Annotated in this window: 20 protein-coding genes and 1 tRNA gene; 9 read left to right on the top strand and 12 right to left on the bottom strand. The window is 68.0% G+C overall.

Going from position 1 to position 15288, the window contains the following annotated elements:
• Together MBEBAB_RS12650 and MBEBAB_RS12645 are read left to right on the top strand one after the other, a co-directional pair.
• On the top strand, positions 1-740 hold a 740-nt coding region (locus tag MBEBAB_RS12650; protein WP_045319337.1), incomplete at its 5' end, for a M48 family metallopeptidase.
• 56 nt (positions 741-796) lie between these two features.
• A tRNA-His gene (locus MBEBAB_RS12645) sits at positions 797-873 on the top strand.
• A gap of 28 nt (positions 874-901) precedes the next feature.
• Here MBEBAB_RS12645 and MBEBAB_RS12640 read toward each other — a convergent pair.
• The 6 genes from MBEBAB_RS12640 to MBEBAB_RS12620 form a co-directional block, all read right to left on the bottom strand.
• The gene (locus MBEBAB_RS12640; RefSeq protein WP_158332146.1) at positions 902-1645 is read right to left on the bottom strand and encodes a site-specific integrase; all 744 of its coding nucleotides are present in this window, start codon (positions 1643-1645) and stop codon (positions 902-904) included.
• The gene (locus tag MBEBAB_RS12635; RefSeq protein ID WP_021698386.1) at positions 1567-2094 is read right to left on the bottom strand and encodes a hypothetical protein; all 528 of its coding nucleotides are present in this window, start codon (positions 2092-2094) and stop codon (positions 1567-1569) included. Before MBEBAB_RS12635 ends, MBEBAB_RS12640 begins: the two co-directional genes overlap by 79 nt.
• Positions 2095-2111: 17 nt before the next feature.
• Positions 2112-2423 (bottom strand): hypothetical protein, encoded by a 312-nt coding sequence (locus MBEBAB_RS12630; RefSeq protein ID WP_021698385.1) that lies wholly within the window; start codon positions 2421-2423, stop codon positions 2112-2114.
• A gap of 220 nt (positions 2424-2643) precedes the next feature.
• A complete protein-coding gene (locus tag MBEBAB_RS15835) occupies positions 2644-2889 on the bottom strand; it encodes a helix-turn-helix domain-containing protein (protein WP_148291548.1) in 246 nt (81 codons plus the stop codon).
• 212 nt (positions 2890-3101) lie between these two features.
• Positions 3102-3410 carry a hypothetical protein gene (locus MBEBAB_RS12625; RefSeq protein ID WP_148291547.1) on the bottom strand — a complete coding sequence of 103 codons (309 nt, stop codon included), beginning with the start codon at positions 3408-3410 and terminating at the stop codon, positions 3102-3104.
• 32 nt (positions 3411-3442) lie between these two features.
• Positions 3443-3682 carry a GntR family transcriptional regulator gene (locus tag MBEBAB_RS12620; RefSeq protein WP_052516809.1) on the bottom strand — a complete coding sequence of 80 codons (240 nt, stop codon included), beginning with the start codon at positions 3680-3682 and terminating at the stop codon, positions 3443-3445.
• A gap of 233 nt (positions 3683-3915) precedes the next feature.
• Here MBEBAB_RS12620 and MBEBAB_RS12615 point away from each other — a divergent pair, with 233 nt between their 5' ends.
• Together MBEBAB_RS12615 and MBEBAB_RS12610 are read left to right on the top strand one after the other, a co-directional pair.
• Positions 3916-4269, top strand: coding sequence for a hypothetical protein (locus MBEBAB_RS12615; RefSeq protein WP_021698382.1), 354 nt, complete (start codon positions 3916-3918; stop codon positions 4267-4269).
• Positions 4270-4314: 45 nt separating this feature from the next.
• Positions 4315-5412 carry an asparagine synthase-related protein gene (locus tag MBEBAB_RS12610; protein ID WP_045319334.1) on the top strand — a complete coding sequence of 366 codons (1098 nt, stop codon included), beginning with the start codon at positions 4315-4317 and terminating at the stop codon, positions 5410-5412.
• Here the strand turns inward: MBEBAB_RS12610 and MBEBAB_RS12605 are convergent.
• The 5 genes from MBEBAB_RS12605 to MBEBAB_RS12590 form a co-directional block, all read right to left on the bottom strand.
• Positions 5348-7837 (bottom strand): prolyl oligopeptidase family serine peptidase, encoded by a 2490-nt coding sequence (locus MBEBAB_RS12605; protein ID WP_021698381.1) that lies wholly within the window; start codon positions 7835-7837, stop codon positions 5348-5350. The genes MBEBAB_RS12610 and MBEBAB_RS12605 overlap by 65 nt on opposite strands.
• Before the next feature lie 6 nt (positions 7838-7843).
• Positions 7844-8131, bottom strand: a complete 288-nt coding sequence (locus tag MBEBAB_RS18150) for a TonB-dependent receptor (RefSeq protein WP_158332145.1) — start codon at positions 8129-8131, stop codon at positions 7844-7846.
• 14 nt (positions 8132-8145) lie between these two features.
• The gene (locus MBEBAB_RS12600) at positions 8146-10680 is read right to left on the bottom strand and encodes a TonB-dependent receptor (protein WP_021698379.1); all 2535 of its coding nucleotides are present in this window, start codon (positions 10678-10680) and stop codon (positions 8146-8148) included.
• Positions 10681-10848: 168 nt separating this feature from the next.
• Positions 10849-11820, bottom strand: coding sequence for a FecR family protein (locus MBEBAB_RS12595; RefSeq protein WP_045319333.1), 972 nt, complete (start codon positions 11818-11820; stop codon positions 10849-10851).
• A gap of 13 nt (positions 11821-11833) precedes the next feature.
• On the bottom strand, positions 11834-12406 hold the full coding sequence (locus MBEBAB_RS12590) for an RNA polymerase sigma factor (RefSeq protein ID WP_052516808.1): 573 nt from the start codon (positions 12404-12406) through the stop codon (positions 11834-11836).
• 8 nt (positions 12407-12414) lie between these two features.
• On the opposite strand from MBEBAB_RS12590, the gene MBEBAB_RS15830 reads away from it, so the two are divergent.
• Together MBEBAB_RS15830 and MBEBAB_RS15825 are read left to right on the top strand one after the other, a co-directional pair.
• The gene (locus MBEBAB_RS15830) at positions 12415-12621 is read left to right on the top strand and encodes a helix-turn-helix domain-containing protein (protein WP_081703526.1); all 207 of its coding nucleotides are present in this window, start codon (positions 12415-12417) and stop codon (positions 12619-12621) included.
• 381 nt (positions 12622-13002) lie between these two features.
• Entirely contained in the window at positions 13003-13215 is a 213-nt protein-coding gene (locus tag MBEBAB_RS15825; protein ID WP_306302035.1) for a helix-turn-helix domain-containing protein, read from the top strand.
• Positions 13216-13336: 121 nt separating this feature from the next.
• On the opposite strand, the gene MBEBAB_RS12585 is transcribed toward MBEBAB_RS15825, so the two are convergent.
• Positions 13337-13567, bottom strand: coding sequence for a hypothetical protein (locus tag MBEBAB_RS12585; protein WP_021698376.1), 231 nt, complete (start codon positions 13565-13567; stop codon positions 13337-13339).
• 320 nt (positions 13568-13887) lie between these two features.
• Between MBEBAB_RS12585 and MBEBAB_RS12580 the strand changes: the two genes are divergently transcribed.
• The 3 genes from MBEBAB_RS12580 to MBEBAB_RS12575 form a co-directional block, all read left to right on the top strand.
• The gene (locus MBEBAB_RS12580) at positions 13888-14370 is read left to right on the top strand and encodes a helix-turn-helix domain-containing protein (RefSeq protein WP_045319332.1); all 483 of its coding nucleotides are present in this window, start codon (positions 13888-13890) and stop codon (positions 14368-14370) included.
• 23 nt (positions 14371-14393) lie between these two features.
• A complete protein-coding gene (locus MBEBAB_RS15820) occupies positions 14394-14804 on the top strand; it encodes a helix-turn-helix domain-containing protein (RefSeq protein ID WP_081703525.1) in 411 nt (136 codons plus the stop codon).
• A gap of 43 nt (positions 14805-14847) precedes the next feature.
• The coding region (locus MBEBAB_RS12575; RefSeq protein ID WP_373852945.1) for a sulfotransferase at positions 14848-15288 on the top strand (441 nt) is incomplete at its 3' end.

The raw sequence follows: 15288 nt of genomic DNA, 5'->3' as shown, positions 1-15288 counted from the left end.
CCGTTGCGGCCCTCGCCGCCGCCACCGCCCTGACCGCCAGCCTTGGCGCCTGTGCCTACAACGAGACCCTGGGTCGTAACCAGTTGCTGATCGTGGACGACGCGGCCCTGCAGTCCTCAGCCGATCAGGCCTGGACCCAGGCCATGCGCGAGATGAATCCCACCAGCAACGCCGCCCAGAACCAGCGTGTGCGAACCGTGGGCAGCCGCATCGTCTCGGCCGCCAACCTGGATGCTCGTCTGTCCTGGGACTACGCCGTCTTCCAGAACGACTCTCCCAACGCCTTCGTCCTCCCTAACGGCAAGATCGGGGTGACGACGGGACTGCTGAACCTGGTGCGGAATGACGACCAGCTCTCCGCCGTCATCGGCCACGAGGTGGGCCACGTGGTCGCTCGCCACGCCGCCGAACGCTATTCCCAGACCGCCCTGACCGCCACGGGCCTGCAGGTGGCGCGTGGTGCGGCCGGCGACTATGGCCAGGCCGTCGGCGCCCTCGGCGGGATCGGCGCCCAGTTGGGCGTGCTCCTGCCCTTCTCGCGCAATCACGAACTTGAAGCTGACCGTCTGGGCGTGGACTACATGGCCGCCGCAGGGTACCGCCCGCGCGAGGCCGTCGCCCTGTGGACGCTGATGGCCCAGCAGCGCCAGGGCTCCACTCCGGAGTTCGCCTCCACCCACCCCTCGGACCAGACCCGCATCGCCCAACTGGAGCAGTATATCTCCAGCCGCGGCTGGTAGGCGTCTTCTGCGCTTGATCAGCGAGCCCGGTGCGGTTAGACACCGGCCTTCGCGATGCCGCCCTAGCTCAGTTGGTTAGAGCGCCAGATTGTGGCTCTGGAGGTCTCCCGTTCGATCCGGGAGGGCGGTACCATCGCAACCCCTTATCCCGTAAGGGACTGCTAGCGGCCGGCGCCCGGTAGGGCCGCCGGCCGTTGCACTTTTGTGGCGCCTCCTGTTGCACTTTTTGTTCCCGGGCTGTTCGCTTCAGCCGCCCCGGCCTGCCGCGCGCGCAGCTCGGTGAGCTTGTCCGAGGCGTTGTCCGCCATGCGGATGCGGTCCGCCTGACGGCGATACTGGGCGAAGCTGGCCGGACTGACCTGCCCCAGCTGGGCGGCGCCCTCGGCGTCCGTGGCCCCCGCCAGAGCCAGCTCCACCCCCCGGGTGTGCCGCAGGCCGTGGACATCGTAGCGGGCGTGGTCGATGCGCCCGGCCTTGTGCAGCTCGCCGACGACCTTGGCCAGCTCCTGGGCCAGGCCGTCGGCGCTGTAGGGCTGTCCCTGGCGGTTGTAGACCAGGGTGATGGGCGTGGTCAGGGTCCGCCGCTTCGCCGCCGTGCGGGTCGCCTGCCAGTCGGACAGGGGCTGGGTCTCCGGGGTCTGGGCCAGCCAGCGGGTCAGCTCCGGATCCTCGCGCAGGTTCACCGGCACCCGGCGCTTGCCGCTGAGAAAGGCGAAGCGCCCGCCGGCCCGGGCCGCGCGGGGAATCTTCGTCAGGTCCTCGCGCCGGGCCCCCACATAGCGGGCGATGGCCACCGCCCGGGCCAGGCCGAAGCGGCGGGTCCGGATCAGCTCGGCCATGACCGTCTCGAACACCGGGCCCGGCCAGATGGGGTGCGGCTCCGGCGCACTGGCCGGACGGCGCACCTGGCTGATGCGCCCGAAGGGTCCGCGATGGTCCGGGCGATGATGGGACCGTTCAGGACGTTCTTGAGCACCTGCAGCCGGATGTTGGCCGCCCGGTGCCCACGGGCCGCCCAGGCGTCGCGCAGGGCCTTCGCATAGGCCGGGGTCATGATGGTCAGGGGCAGCTCGCCCAGGTCCTGGCCGAACTCCTTCAGGATCAGCCGGTACTCGTATTTGGTGGAATCGCGCAGCGGCCTGAAGTCCGGCCCCAGCTCGTACTCCCGCAGGGCGGCCTTCATGGTCCCCGCCAGGGGTTTGGGCGAGGACAGGGCGCGCACCAGACCCTCCACCTCCGCCTTCAGGGCGGCGGAGCCCTCGGCGTGGGTCAGGCGGACGGCGGGCAGGCCCTTCTTGCGCAGGTACAGCTGGACCTCGCCGGACGGGCGGACGACGCGATTGACGTATTTCATGGGCGGCTCCCGCATGGTCAGCGGGCCGCCCGCCTGGCGCTCCTGGAGCCGACCCGGTTCAGGGCCTCCTGGGCCAGCCGGGCGTCGGCCACGCTGGGCGTGCGGACGGCGCCGCTCGCGCGCGAGGATTCTTCACGGGGCGGAAGGGTGTCAACCAGTCGGTCCACGTCACCCTTCTTCCAGCGAACCCCGCGCAGACCGCCCAGATCCACCGGCCGCACGCCGTTGGCGGCCGCCAGGGCCTGAAACCCGCTCTCGGACATGGAGACATAGGCCGCAGCCATGTCGGTGGCCATCATGGCCGGCCAGTTGGGCAGGGCGCCGATCATCGCCGCCCTCCCCGGCCCTGCGCGGGCGCTCCCTTGAAGGCTCCAATTGGCGTCGCTGCGGTCACGACGCAGCTCCCTTTGCAGCGACGGCGGCCCAGCGCCGCGCGTCCAGACAACGGGACGAGAATCACGCGCAGCCGCGGCCGGGCCAACCCGTAGCTTCGCCCTTGAAATCCGGCGGGCGAATCGCTGCCCGGAACGGCGCCGGGCCGAAGTGCGGTCAGGGTGCAGGGTCGCCAAAGTCGGCTGGAGGCCTCGGGTGAAGTATTCCGGCGCGGACCGCCGAGGCCACAGCCTCGATGCGGGTCCGCACGCCGAATTTCGCGCAGGTTTTCTCAAGGTAGCTGTCCACGGTCCTTGGCGACAAGCCTAGTATCGCCGCGATGTCGCTGGAGCTCTTGCCTTCGCTGGCCCAGTACAGGCACTCGCGTTCTCGCGGACTCAGACGGTTCAGGTTGCGATCCATCGTCACAAACCCTCCTGCGTTGCACCGCTCCACTATCCTCGCAGGCGAACTACCGGCAACGACGGAATCTTGCGGAGGGCCCGCAACAAAGTTGCGTGTGCAGGGCAGACCGGGCCTCGGCTTTGCGTTCGCGGGGGATGGCGGCAGAGGGTCACAAGGGGCAACCTCTCCAAGTCTCGGAGCCCTGAAGTTCGGGCGAGGGCGCGCGTCGCCTATGATGGCCTTGGCGGACCCGTCTGCGCCGCAGCTTCCAGAGCGAGGATGGGCGCCGCCTGGATCCTGCGGTCATGGTACGTCTTGAGCCCTTGCCGCAGTGCCGCCGTCGCCTCGCGCCCAGCCAGGGTCAGGAGCGCCTGCGCTTCCGCCTCGTGATCGTCGAACAGGCCTGTCTCCAGATCCCTCAGAATCCGCAGTTGCCCGTTCACCCACGAGTAGGCCGACAAAAGCAGCCTGTTGCCAGAGCGACGCACCAGCCGCTCGAACAGCGCCTGAAGTGAGCTGGTCGCGGTCACACCCTGCAAGAGAGTTCCCCCGTAACGCGGCAAGCCGTCGCTCAGGTCCAGTCCGGCCCAAGGCAAGCGAGCCGGAACCCGTAGCGGTCCCGCACCGCGCCGGCGTCCAGCCGTCGCGCCAGAAATCCGCCGGCCGGCCCGCGCTCGATCACCCCCTCGCCGCAGAGCCAGGCCAAGGCCTCGCGAACCGGTGTGGTGGAGAGTCCCAGGCGGCGCGCCTCGTCAATGATGACGATGGGCCGGCCGGGGGCATAGCCGCCCGTCTCGGCTGCTTCGCGCATGCGCGTCAACGCTGTGAGAAACGGATCCCGGCTTTTGGCCATGCGCACTCCCCGGCTGAGGGCGTCCAGACGCCCGGCTTGACCGGTTTGAACCACTGCGTGCGCTGATCGCTCAAACCCCGCCGAAGATTGTCGGACGCCCCGCCAATAGGCGGCGGAGCGACGTGCTGGACCGGCGCTCCCCTGAGTATCCGCCAGGCCGCCAGGACGACCCGTGGGACTATGAGCGCAAAATGGCCGCGCGCTTGTGGGGTCGCTTCATCGGCGTCCGTCTGGACGCCGCTGGACGTCCACTGGCGCTGATGCGCGATCCCTCCGGCGCCCTGGAATGCATCGCCTGGCGCCAGGCGGGGCTGACCTTCGCCGCCTCATCGGCGGAACCGTGGCTGATCCGTCGTCTTCGCCCGGACTGGCGCATCGAAGCGCAGCGGGTTCACCAAGAGCTCCACAGCCTGGTCGGCGGGACGGGGGCGCTCATGATCAGGGGCCCGACCGCCCTGTCGCCCGGCAGCGTCCAGCCGCTGCCGCTGTCCGAGCCGCCCGAGGCGATCTGGCGCCCCATGGATTTCGCGATGAGAAGCCTTTAGGAATCGCCGTCAGTCGAGGCTGCGGCCTGCCGGCTGGCGGGGGCTGTGGATGAGGCCGTCGGCGGTCTGGCAGGCCTTTCCGGGCCGCTGGCCGCCGAGGTCTCCGGCGGACTGGATTCCAGCATCGTGGCGGCAAGCCTCGTCCGCCATGCGCCCGAAGCGGTCTGCCTGTGGCTGAACGCAACCGGCTCCACGCCGGAGTCCGACGAACGGGCTTACGCTCGCCTCCTGGGACGGGCCCTGGGCTTCCGTCCCCAGTGCGTCCGTCATGCGACGGCGCCGCTCAGCACCGACTGGCTGACGGCCATCTCGGGCGGCATCCGGCCGGGCCTCAACGCCATCGACCGGCCACAGGATCTCGCGTGGGGCCGTCATATGGAAGCGGCGGGCGTCACGGCGGTGATGACGGGCAGAGGCGGCGACAGCATCTTCTTTCAGGCCGCGACCCCGGACGTCTTCACCGATGACTGGATGGCGCGGGGATGGCGGGCGCTGCGCTCACCGGACCTGCTGGAGCTGGCCGCAGCCAATGAAGTCTCGATCTGGACCATGATCCGCCGCGCGCGGGACCATCGACCCGGACCGCCTTGCCCGCCGCAGCGCGAGCACCCCATCCTGACGCCCCTGCCCGGCCCGGCGCCTGCCCACCCCTGGCTCGCGGGCAGCCATGGGCTCGGCCCGGGCAAGGCCTTCCAGCTGGCCGGCGTCATCGACAGCGTTTCGCACCACGGCGCCACCGCCCTCACCCGTACAGTGGACGTGCGCAATCCCCTGTGCGCCCAGCCCGTCACCGAGGCCTGTCTGGCGCTGCCGGCGCCAGTGCTGACCATCGGCGGCCGGGACCGTGGGCTGGCGAGAGCGGCCTTCCGCGCCAGGCTGCCGCGCCAGATTGTCGATCGACGCTCCAAGGGCGAAATGACCCGGATCTATGGTCGGCTGGTCGCGGAGAATCTGGATTTTCTCCGCCCGTGGCTGATCGAGGGTCGGCTCGCCGCGCTTGGATTGATCGATCAGGCCGCCGCCGAGATCGAACTGCAACCTGAGGCCCTGGTGTGGCGTGGCCACTACGCCGTCATCCTCACAGTGGCGGCGTACGAGGGCTGGGTGCGGACGTGGGAGGCGCATCTGGGCCCGGCGGCCTGACCCCCTCCACAGGGTCGAGGGTCAAGGCCAGCCATTCGAAGACCTGGGCGTAGTAGTCGCGAATGTTGGCCGGGCTCCAGATCAGATGGGTTTCACCCCAATAGGTGACCAGACGCGCCTGGCCGCCGGTGCGAAGAATGGCGCTGAACATGCGCTCGGCCTGGCTCATGGGTGCGAAGTCCAGATCCGCGGTGAGAAGGAGCACCGGCCGGCTGATGCGGTCCGCGCGCAGGAACGGGCTGGAAGCCGCGTAGCGCTCCGGCGCGCCCCATGGCGGCGCCCCCAGGCTCCCCTGCCCCACTTCGCTCCAGCCCTGGTTGAAGCGGAAGAACATGCCGGTCTCCGGCTGGATGCGGCCGACCGCGTCGAACTCGCCCCACACCCCGAACAGGTCGCTGTAGGGCGCCGAGGCGATATAGGAACGGAACCGGCTGGACCGGGTGGCGATCTCCAGGGCGGCATACCCACCAAAGCTGTGACCGGACAGCACCATCCGGTCTTCGGGCAGCTGTGGGAAGCGCGCCAGGGCCGCGTCCACGGCGAGGTCCACACTGGCCACGTAAGCCGCTCCACGTTCCTCGGCCGACAGGCCTGCAGGTATCATGGGGCTCAGCACGGCGTATCCCGCCGACACATAGACCTCAGGCCGCCGGCTGTAGGTCATGGTGAAGGGGTCGACCCGAGCGAGATTATCCGCCCAGCCGGGGTAGACGCCCACAATCAGGCCGCGGATGGAGTCCGCGGGGCCAGGGGGCAGAAACAGCCAACTGGTCGTCTCCGCCCCCTGCCAGTCCAGGTGCGGAATGGGCTGCGCCTCGGTAAGGATGACGTCGGCCAGACGCTGGTTCACCTCGTCCAGGACCGCGCTCGCGTCGTCGTTGTGAAGCTGAAGGCGTTCCGACAGGCCTTCGGGCTGCAGCACGAGGGCGGCGCGCCGGTTCAGCGCCAGCACCCGGTCGTGCGCGCCGCCCGCGCCGCCAAGGGCCAGCATCCGGTCTTCATCCAGGATCAGCAGCCGATTGTCCGCATCGATGGCCGCCGTCCATGCGCGCCGGGGCGCTTCATTGGTCTTCAACCGCCGGACGCTATTGAGGTCGAAGGGCGTCGCCTCTCGAACCGTCAAGCCGGCGGGGCTGATCCGCCGCATCCCCGTGGACGTCATCGCCCACAAGGCGCCGTCAGCAAAGGCGCGGAGCCCGTCGTCCCCGGCAGCCGCGATGCGGCCCGGGGGCTGCGCCAGACCGCCGGTCAAGGTCAGCGGCGGCGCATTGAGCGAAAGCAGATGCCAGTCGCGCCGTCCGCCCGATTCCGTGGCTGCATGCAGGACGGGCCGCCTGCCGAGCCATTCGGCCCGGACGCCGCTCAGCACGATTTCGGCCGAGGATACTGGCGCGAGGGTCCCGAGATCGTACCGGGCGACCCCGTCATCGCCGAGGCTCGCCAGCCCGCCCTCATCCCAGCGCCGTCCGTCCTGGCGGGCCCAGACCAGGACCGCGCCGGAGTCGGCCGACCAGCGCAGCAGGTGCGGAGCCACATCCAGGCCTGGCGCCTCGGACCGCCGTTCGCCGGTCTCCAGGTCCAGGACGATCAGCCTGCGCCGACGGTCGTCCTCCATGTGAAGCAGTTCCGGCCGGCCCAGCGGAATCGCCTCCGCCCGAGACGCCAGGGCCACGGCTCGCCCATCGGGAGAGAGGGCGAAGTCGGCGATGCGCCCCTCGGCCAGGACGCGGGTTCGCCCCGCCGGCAGATCCAGTCTCACCAGAGCCTGCACCGGTTCCGGGTCCTCCGTGGTCACCACGCCTTCCGTGGCGTCCATGACCGTCCGAGCCGGCTGCCGCCCCCGGGCGGTCCGTTCCCAGGCGTCCGCCCTGCGGCTCATGGCGGCGCGATTGTACCCCAGAGCCAGCGGCAGGCCGCCGTCCGGCCGGACCAGAAGCAGGACCGTATCGTCCGACGCCCAGGCGGCGAAGGCGCCGTTGAGCGGAAGCTCCGGGGCGAGCCCGGTCCAGCGAACGGACCGGTCGGTCATGGAGACCACGCCGTACTCGAAGGCGCCGTCCTGGAGCCGCGTCACCAGTAGCCGGCGCCCGGAGGGTGACCAGGCCACCAGCTCCAGGCCCGGCCCCTCCCCAGGCAATAGCCGTCGAGGCGGCGCTGACGGGGTCTCGAGGTCGGCCACCCACAGGTCCATCAAGGTCCGGACCGACTGTCCGCCGAGGTCGACCCGCTCCAGGGTGTCGTAGGCGCCCCGTCGCTCGTAAACCGCCCAGCGACCGTCCGGAGAGATCGCCGCCTGACCGAAGGCCTCCAGACCAAGCAGGTCGTCCACGGACAGGGACCGCGGAGGTTCAGCGTGGGCCGGCGGGGCCAGGACGCACAGCAGCACAGCCGCCAGCGCCGCGAGGCGCTGCATGATGGGGCGCATGATGATCTACCAGCGCTTGATTAGCTGAAGAGAGACGACGCGGCCCAGAAGGCTGGCTTGCCCGGCGTCAAACCCGAAACCGGTCGGAGAGTCGTAGAACGGCGGGGCTTCATCGAGCAGGTTCTGCACGGCCACCTCGACCCTCAGCCCGTCGAACAGGCTGGAGACCGGCCGCCAGGCTACGCGGGCGTCCAGGGTGTCCCAGGCGTCGATCCGGGTCCCGGCGCGATCCTCATAGGCGGCCACGTGGTTCCAGTAGGCTCCAAGGTCGAACCCGTCCCCTGACCAGCTCACCCCCGTGCGCGCCCTCAGGCGCACGGGATAGCCCAGCAGCCCCGCGACCTGTTCGGCGGCGCCGTCGGCGTGGCCCGGCTCTCGTAATCGATGATCCAGGAGGCTGTGGTCTCCAGCGCCAGATCGCCGGACTGCAGCGCCCAGCTGTGTCGGGCGGACAGGTCCAGGCCGCGCACCCGCACCGCCCCAGTGTTGACCCAGCGGGTATCGACGATCGCGCCATAGCTTTCGGCGGGGAAGGCCGGCGAGAAGCCCGGCGTATCCGCATAGCTCTCGATGAGCGCCAGGTCCGCGGCGTTGTTCGCCGGATCGATCAGGGTCACGAAGGGGCTGAGGGTCGGATCGATCAGCGCCCCTTCGAAATTGGCGTTCACCGGCTGGGCGATCCGATCGTCGAAGCGCGTCTCGAACAGGTTCACGCTCAGGGAGGACCCGCCCGCCGACCGGTAGTCAAAGCCCGCTGTGAACGTCTCGGAGGTTTCCGGCTGCAGATCGGGATTGCCGCCATAGACCATCAGGATCAGCGCCTCCGAGCCGTCCGCCCGCGACAGGAACGTGGGCGACACCCCTTGCTGGTCGAACAGCTGGGGCAGAGCGCCGGCCCGGAACGAGGTGCCCCAGGAGGCGCGCACGCCGAGACCTTCCAGCGGCTCCCAGACGATCCCTACCTTCGGGTTGGTGGTGGAGCCGAAGTCGTCATAGTCCTCGTGCCGTACGGCCAGTGACAGGTCCAGCGCGCGAATCCCAGGGTGCCCGGACGCCGGGGCGACCAGAGGCGCCCGCGCTTCCGCGAACACCGCCGTGACCGACCGCTCGCGCTCCGGCGTCGCCATCAGCCGCGGCTCGATCCCCGCCAGAAAGGTCTCGCCCCGGCTTTCGAAGCCTTCAGAGCGGACTTGAGCCCCCAGGGCGACCTTGAGGTCGCCTGCGGGCAGCCGCCAGAGCGGACCCTGAACCATCAGATTGGCCGCGGAGGCGCGGCTGCGGTTGCTCACCTGGCCGTAGCCGGAGCCGATGAAGTCCAGGACGGCGGCCGTGTTGGCCGAACCGTCGCCGAACAGGTTGAAATAGCCGTCCACCTCTGCCCGGAACGACGTCGCCGGATTGTCCGGCGCATTGCCCAGGGCCTCAGCCAGGTAGGTGGCGTTGACCCGGTTGGAGACCCCGTAGTCGGCCCGCTCGACCGCCTCAGCCAGATAGCCTTCCAGCAGCCAGCCGCCCGCCAGGTCATACCGCGCGCCCAAGGTGCCCCCGATGCTTTCGGACCGCGCGTGGCTGCGCGCCGGCCCCAGGTCGCGCACAAAGGAGTAGGCGATGGAATGAGACGTTGCGCCGGCGGGCGAGACGAACCACGGATTGGCCTCGGTGACATTGAAGACCCCGGAGGCGGGCACGGTGGCGTTCTCCGTCTTGCGCCGGCTGTAGCGCAGGTCCGCTGACAGCTCGAGGCGCTCCCCCAGGGTCTGGCGGACCCGTCCGTAGGCGCTGTGGCGCTCAAGCTCCGGCAGGAGATCCACGCCCAGGCGCGGCGACTGGAGATTGGCCTCCCCTGCCGAGAAGTCCTCCGGTCCCTGGGCTGTGCCTCCGGGGGCGGGCCGTATGCCCCAGAGCACCTGGTAGGCCGAACTGACCGGGTCGAAGGCCACGATGTTGCCCGGGGCGCTGTAGAAGATGCGGTGATCGGTCCCGCCGAACGGCCGCAGGTCGCCGTCGGCCGTATAGGCCCGATCCGAAGCGCTGAGGCCGTTGGCGCTCTGGTGCTCATAGGACAGATAGGCCGAGCCGGACGCCCACCGGCGTCCCGCAAGATGGGACAGCTGGACGTCCTCGGCCCCGCCCTGCGCGGCCGCCAGCCGCAACCGGCTCTCCTGGCCGTCATAAGACCGCCGCATGATCACATTGACCACGCCCGCCACCGCATCGGCGCCGTAAAGGGCGGACGCGCCGTCGAGAAGCACATCCACCCGCTCCACCGCCGCAGACGGCAAGGCTGAGATGTCGGCGAACTCGGCGCGCGAGCCGGTCCCGGCCAGCCGTCGCCCATTCACCAGCACTAGGGTGGCCGACGGACCCAGCCCCCGCAGGTTCACCCCTGTGGCGTAGACATTGTTCGAGGTCCCCACGTCCGCGCCCGTCGCCTGGGTCAGCGGCGTGGAGGTGCCGGCGTAGTTTTGCGGCAGGGCGGCCAACACTTCCGCCACGGTCCCGTAGCCGCGCCGGTCCAGCTCATCGCGGTCCAGGGTGACCACCGGGGACGCAAGGTCCCCCGAGGAGACCAGCAGCGTCCCGGTCACCACCAGGGCCTCCAGTTCGGTCACAGGCTCAAGAGCCGGGCGACGCAGGGCGAACACCCCGGGCCGGATCTGCCGGCCCTCCAGTCCCGAGCCCTCAAGGAGGCGCTCCAGGGCCTCCGAGGGCGTCAGCCTGCCGGTGACGCCCGGCGACCTCAGCCCGTCCACCAGCTGCGGTGTGAAGAGGATCTGCTGATCCGCCTGGGTGGCGAAAGCGGTCAGGGCTTCGCCCAGGGCGCCCGGCGGGACGTCGAACATCCGTTCATTCTGGGCTGCGGCCGGCGCAGCAGGGTGGATAGGCAGGCTGCGACGGCGGCTCCGGTGAGCAGGTTGAAGCGGTTCATAGGCGTGTCTCCCTCGGCGCCCCCTCGGCGTCAGAGGAAGAGACCGTCGAGACCCCCGGTAACCCCGGAGCCATTCACAAATTTAATTTCGGCGGCGGCTCAGACCCACGGCGCCGTCCGCCTTCGGAACGACGGAGAGTCCGAGCACGTCCGAGGACGCGGCCACGAAGGCGTCCCGGTCGCCGGTGCGGAACACCCCGCTGATCGCCTCGTCGCGGATGCCCGGATCATCAATGACGATGCCCTCGGCCAGATAGCGGTTCATCTCCTCCACGGCCTGACCGAGCGGCACATTCTGAAAGATCAGCCGCCCCGTGGTCCAGCTGGTCTCCACGGCCGCATCCACCGCCCGCGTCTCCACCCGGCTCTCCGACACCCGCGCCTGCTGTCCGGGCTCAAGGGGCTGGATGCCGCCGCCCTGCCCCCCCTGGACATTCACCCGCCCGGACACGAGGGTCACATCCACCCGCTCGCCCCGGCGCCGCACCTCGAACACCGTGCCGACCGCCACCACCCGCGCCCCGGCCGCCTCCACCGAGAACGGCCGCTGCGGATCAGGCGTGACGTCAAACAGCGCCTGCCCCTCCAGCAGCTCCACGCGGCGCCCCTGCTGGTCGAACACCACGCGGATGCGCGAATCCGTGTCCAGGTTCACAAGGGATCCATCGGCCAAACGGATGTCCCTGCGTTCGCCCACGGCGGTTTCATGGACGCCCCTGGCGCTCCACCAGAGAGTCCCGCCGACGACCAGCGCCAGCGCCGTGAGCGCCGCCGCGCCGCCGAAGACCACCGAGCGCCGACTGCGCCCCGGGCGCCGATTGCGCCGGCCTCGGGCTTCTTGCAAGGCTTCGGCGATCTGGGGATCCCCCCCCAGCCCCTGGCTCTCGCGCCAGACCCGATCCACCCGAGCGTAGGCATCTGCGTTCCCGGGGCGGGAGCGCCATTCAAAAAATTCCTCGATGGTCTTGGTGGCCACCACGGTCGAGCCGAGACGGGCGTGCCAGGCGGCCGCCTCCTCCTCCGCTGCTTCAACCCGCACAGTGGGGCCGGCCATATCCCGCCTCATGCTAGCGCCGAAGCTGTGCGGCGCAGTGGGCCAGGGCCCGCGTCATGCGCCATTCCACCGTCTTGGGCGACAGCCCCAGCTTCTCGCCGATCTGGGCGTTGGTCAAACCATCCACCCGGGACAACAGGAAGACATCCCGCAGAGGCTCTGGCAAGCTGAGGATCAGTTCCTTGATTAGGACGGCTTCGGATTGGACAGCCTGAACGATATGACACCGTTGGGAAGCCGTTTCTTCAAGCTGGCGCCGTCGCACCTGCCGCTGGCGGTCCCACATCAAGTTGGATGCTATTCGCAGCAGCAAGGCGGGCGGGTGCCGGATATCAACTGACTTGTAGCGAAAGAGCCGAACCCACGTTTCTTGGGCGATGTCTTCGGCTTCCTGCCGTCCGTAAAGCCTGATCAGGCGAGCGCTAAGCCACGCGCCGTATCGATCGTAGAGACTCTGAACGGCAGCATCCGGGCGAGATAATCCATGGAGGTGATCAGACATTGCGATCGTCATCTGCAGAAACTGCAACCATCGCAGGAAAATGACACGTTTAGGGGACAGCCGAAAGACCCCTTCGCCGTCCATTTTGAGGGATGGACATTGTTACCCGTCTCGGAAAACGTGTTCGGACGCTTCGTCGCGAAGCTGGCTTGTCTCAAGAAGAACTGGCCTTCCGCGCAGGCATGAAGCGTAGCTACCTAAGCGATCTCGAAAGAGGCACACGTAACCCATCGGTAAGAGCGCTGGAGCGGTTAGCATTGGGACTATCCATCCACCCCGCCAAACTCCTTGACGATTGAAGCGACGCGCTTTCGCGCATGACGCGCTCGTCCTGCGAACTGCGAAATTCAGTTGGCGCCCGAAGGCATTCCATGCGCTTCAGGGGAGAGCGGAGTCCGCAGGCCACACATGTTTCGAGCACTCCGCGAACTTGTCCGTCGCCATTTCACGACCGGAACGCACTTCCGGAGCTCCGTCATAGCAAATGCCCCCATCGCTCCTGCCGCTCACATGGACTTCGAGTGCGCGATTGGGGCCAGCCCATCGCCCCGAGTGGTTTGTGTTCTCAGGATTCCGGACAGCGCCTTGTGCGGCATCGACCAGCGTGATCACGAACAAAACACCCGACCTAACTGAAATGACACGTTTAGTGGGCGGCGTTTCGCGCCAAGCGCTGGCCTATGACGGGGATGGACGTGGTCATCCTCTTCGGCCGGAATGTGCGTGCCTTGCGGGAAAAAGCTGGCCTATCGCAAGAAGAACTCGCCTTCAGGGCGGGCATGAAACGTAGCTATGTAAGCGACCTAGAGCGGGGCACACGCAACCCCACAGTCCGGGCGTTGGGCCGATTGGCTGCCGCCCTAGACGTGCCGCCCGCGCGCCTACTCGCCTGATCTGCCCCTGAGCCAGACTGGATCTCCATCAGCAAGCCCAGCAGCACCGGTGCGATATCTATACGGCGTACGGCTAAACCGAGGAAGTCTTAGGGGTCTTTGCAGACCGATGGGGCTACCATCACGCCCACGGCCCCGCCCCCCTCGGCTTTTTAGGGGTTCCATCGGTCAGGCTCGAACGTTGGCGACGCGCCGAAAAGAAGGCCTCCAGACCCAGCCAGCCCGCAACGGCGCTAGCGATAAGCGCATCGCGCATGCTCAGCTCGAAAGCCACGATGATCGCCGTCACAACGATGATCTCACCGGCGATGATGAGTGCCAGCCGCTGCGGCCGACCCAGCTTTTTTCCCATAGCGACTGACTTCCAGCATCCGAGCGTTGCGCGCCGATCAGACATCCTACCGTGAACTCGGCGCGCCGGGGAGTCTGCCCCCCAACGCTCCTCATAGTGATGGCAGACGCCAGAGAGGCCTGGCATTGTAGTGTGGCGGGCATCATCCTTGCCCCTTTCGACAGGATGGCTCAGCGCCCCAGAACCTGCTCTCAAGCAAGTGGCTTCCGCCCAGTTCTCCTCAACCTTTTATTTCCGTCCCGCCTGTTCCATTTTTCAACCAGGCAGAGAGAAGACCTGAATCGACATCCTCTGGTCTATGTGCGGAGTGAAGGCCGGACATGAATGCGATTGACCGTCAGACCCAGAAAGATGTCCTCACGGCTGCGCTGAGGTCGATCCGGAAGAAGCGGCAGCTACGCACGGTCGACGTCGCGGACCGAATGAACATGCCGCCAAGGTCATATGAACATTTCGAGTCCGGGGCCGGACGGGTGAACCTGGAGCACCTTCACCGGTTCGCCAAGGCGACCGACAGCGACGCCCACGCGCTCATCGCCTGCCTCGCCTTGGGTTCCCCGGAGTTCGCCCTGCGGTGCGCCGACAATAAGCTGATGACCATTCTCATGGTGGCGTTGAAGGAACTGGACCGAGATTATGGAGACACGATCGCGGCGCTCGACGTACGCACCCTCGTCAACGCCTTCACTCACGTCCTCGAACAAATCGGCGATCTGGCGCAGCGGCGCGAGCAGGACGCTCGCGGTTGGCTCGAAGCCGGCGTCGAGCACCTCACTTCGCCTGGCTCAACCGATACGGAGTGACGGCTTCTACCGCATCTCTGCTGATGAAGCTTTTCGGGCTTGCCGCAAACCTGAGGTTGGTTTTTGCTCAAGCCATGCCGCACCATTTGCCAAAGCACGCACCGAATCCTTTGCGGGATAGTCTCACCGACCGTCACCGGGATTGTCTGGCCCTGGCCTCGCGCGGGCTCAGTTCAAGCGCGATCGGGGAGGCCCTCAGCCTGTCGCCGCGAACCGTAGACGAGCATTTCGCTCGCGCATGTGAACTGCTCGGGGTTCGCACCCGGATGCAGGCTGTGGCCTTGATGGCCGCTATGGATCGCGAACACGCAAACAGGTCAGCAGCGTCCCCGATCGTGATTCGCGCAGACCCGAAGCGACAACGGATTCAAGGCGGGCTCTGGTCAGGAAGGGCCTTCCAAGTCGGACTAGCGGCCCCGAGAAAGCCCGTCTAAAAGCGTCTGCGCGCCACAGGGCGCGGCAGAATAGGAACAGCCTGTGGCGCAAGTAAAACCCCGTCCTCTGATTGTCTGCGGGATGGGTCGGTCGGGAACGCGTATGTGCGCCAACATCCTGACAAACTCCGCCTTGGTCGAACTGCAGGGCGAGCTGGGGGGGCCCGCCGGAACGCGGCTTCTGGCATGGCTGGAGACCGCACGCATCCAGCGCGGAGAGGGAGCGTCCGCAGCCACCTACGAACAAGCGCGGCAGGCCTTCCGCATCGGCGCGTCCGGGAAGCCGGCAGAGCGTTCCGACGCCGTCTGGTTCGGCCATAAGACTCCCCGGCACGAACGCCATTTCCGGCGTTATGAGATCATTTTCGACGATCCGGACAATCGTCCCACATACGTTTACTGCATTCGCAATCCATTCGATGTCTGGCGCTCCTACCAAGCCATGCCTTGGAACAAATTCAGCACTGTCGATGAATTCCTGAAG

This window comes from Brevundimonas abyssalis TAR-001, from assembly GCF_000466985.1.
GTDB lineage: Bacteria > Pseudomonadota > Alphaproteobacteria > Caulobacterales > Caulobacteraceae > Brevundimonas > Brevundimonas abyssalis.
This window is presented reverse-complemented; position numbering and strand designations above follow the sequence as displayed.

What these genes read in the sequence shown, in the direction of transcription:
- MBEBAB_RS15830 (WP_081703526.1), top strand. Translation starts at nt 12,415, where the DNA reads ATGGACATTGTTACCCGTCTCGGAAAACGTGTTCGGACGCTTCGTCGC.
- MBEBAB_RS12585 (WP_021698376.1), bottom strand. Translation starts at nt 13,567, where the DNA reads ATGGGAAAAAAGCTGGGTCGGCCGCAGCGGCTGGCACTCATCATCGCC.
- MBEBAB_RS15825 (WP_306302035.1), top strand. Translation starts at nt 13,003, where the DNA reads ATGACGGGGATGGACGTGGTCATCCTCTTCGGCCGGAATGTGCGTGCC.
- MBEBAB_RS12600 (WP_021698379.1), bottom strand. Translation starts at nt 10,680, where the DNA reads ATGTTCGACGTCCCGCCGGGCGCCCTGGGCGAAGCCCTGACCGCTTTC.
- MBEBAB_RS12595 (WP_045319333.1), bottom strand. Translation starts at nt 11,820, where the DNA reads ATGGCCGGCCCCACTGTGCGGGTTGAAGCAGCGGAGGAGGAGGCGGCC.
- MBEBAB_RS15820 (WP_081703525.1), top strand. Translation starts at nt 14,394, where the DNA reads ATGAAGCTTTTCGGGCTTGCCGCAAACCTGAGGTTGGTTTTTGCTCAA.
- MBEBAB_RS12590 (WP_052516808.1), bottom strand. Translation starts at nt 12,406, where the DNA reads ATGGACGGCGAAGGGGTCTTTCGGCTGTCCCCTAAACGTGTCATTTTC.
- MBEBAB_RS12620 (WP_052516809.1), bottom strand. Translation starts at nt 3,682, where the DNA reads ATGCGCGAAGCAGCCGAGACGGGCGGCTATGCCCCCGGCCGGCCCATC.
- MBEBAB_RS12605 (WP_021698381.1), bottom strand. Translation starts at nt 7,837, where the DNA reads ATGCGCCCCATCATGCAGCGCCTCGCGGCGCTGGCGGCTGTGCTGCTG.
- MBEBAB_RS12630 (WP_021698385.1), bottom strand. Translation starts at nt 2,423, where the DNA reads ATGATCGGCGCCCTGCCCAACTGGCCGGCCATGATGGCCACCGACATG.
- MBEBAB_RS15835 (WP_148291548.1), bottom strand. Translation starts at nt 2,889, where the DNA reads ATGGATCGCAACCTGAACCGTCTGAGTCCGCGAGAACGCGAGTGCCTG.
- MBEBAB_RS12580 (WP_045319332.1), top strand. Translation starts at nt 13,888, where the DNA reads ATGAATGCGATTGACCGTCAGACCCAGAAAGATGTCCTCACGGCTGCG.
- MBEBAB_RS12635 (WP_021698386.1), bottom strand. Translation starts at nt 2,094, where the DNA reads ATGAAATACGTCAATCGCGTCGTCCGCCCGTCCGGCGAGGTCCAGCTG.
- MBEBAB_RS12615 (WP_021698382.1), top strand. Translation starts at nt 3,916, where the DNA reads ATGGCCGCGCGCTTGTGGGGTCGCTTCATCGGCGTCCGTCTGGACGCC.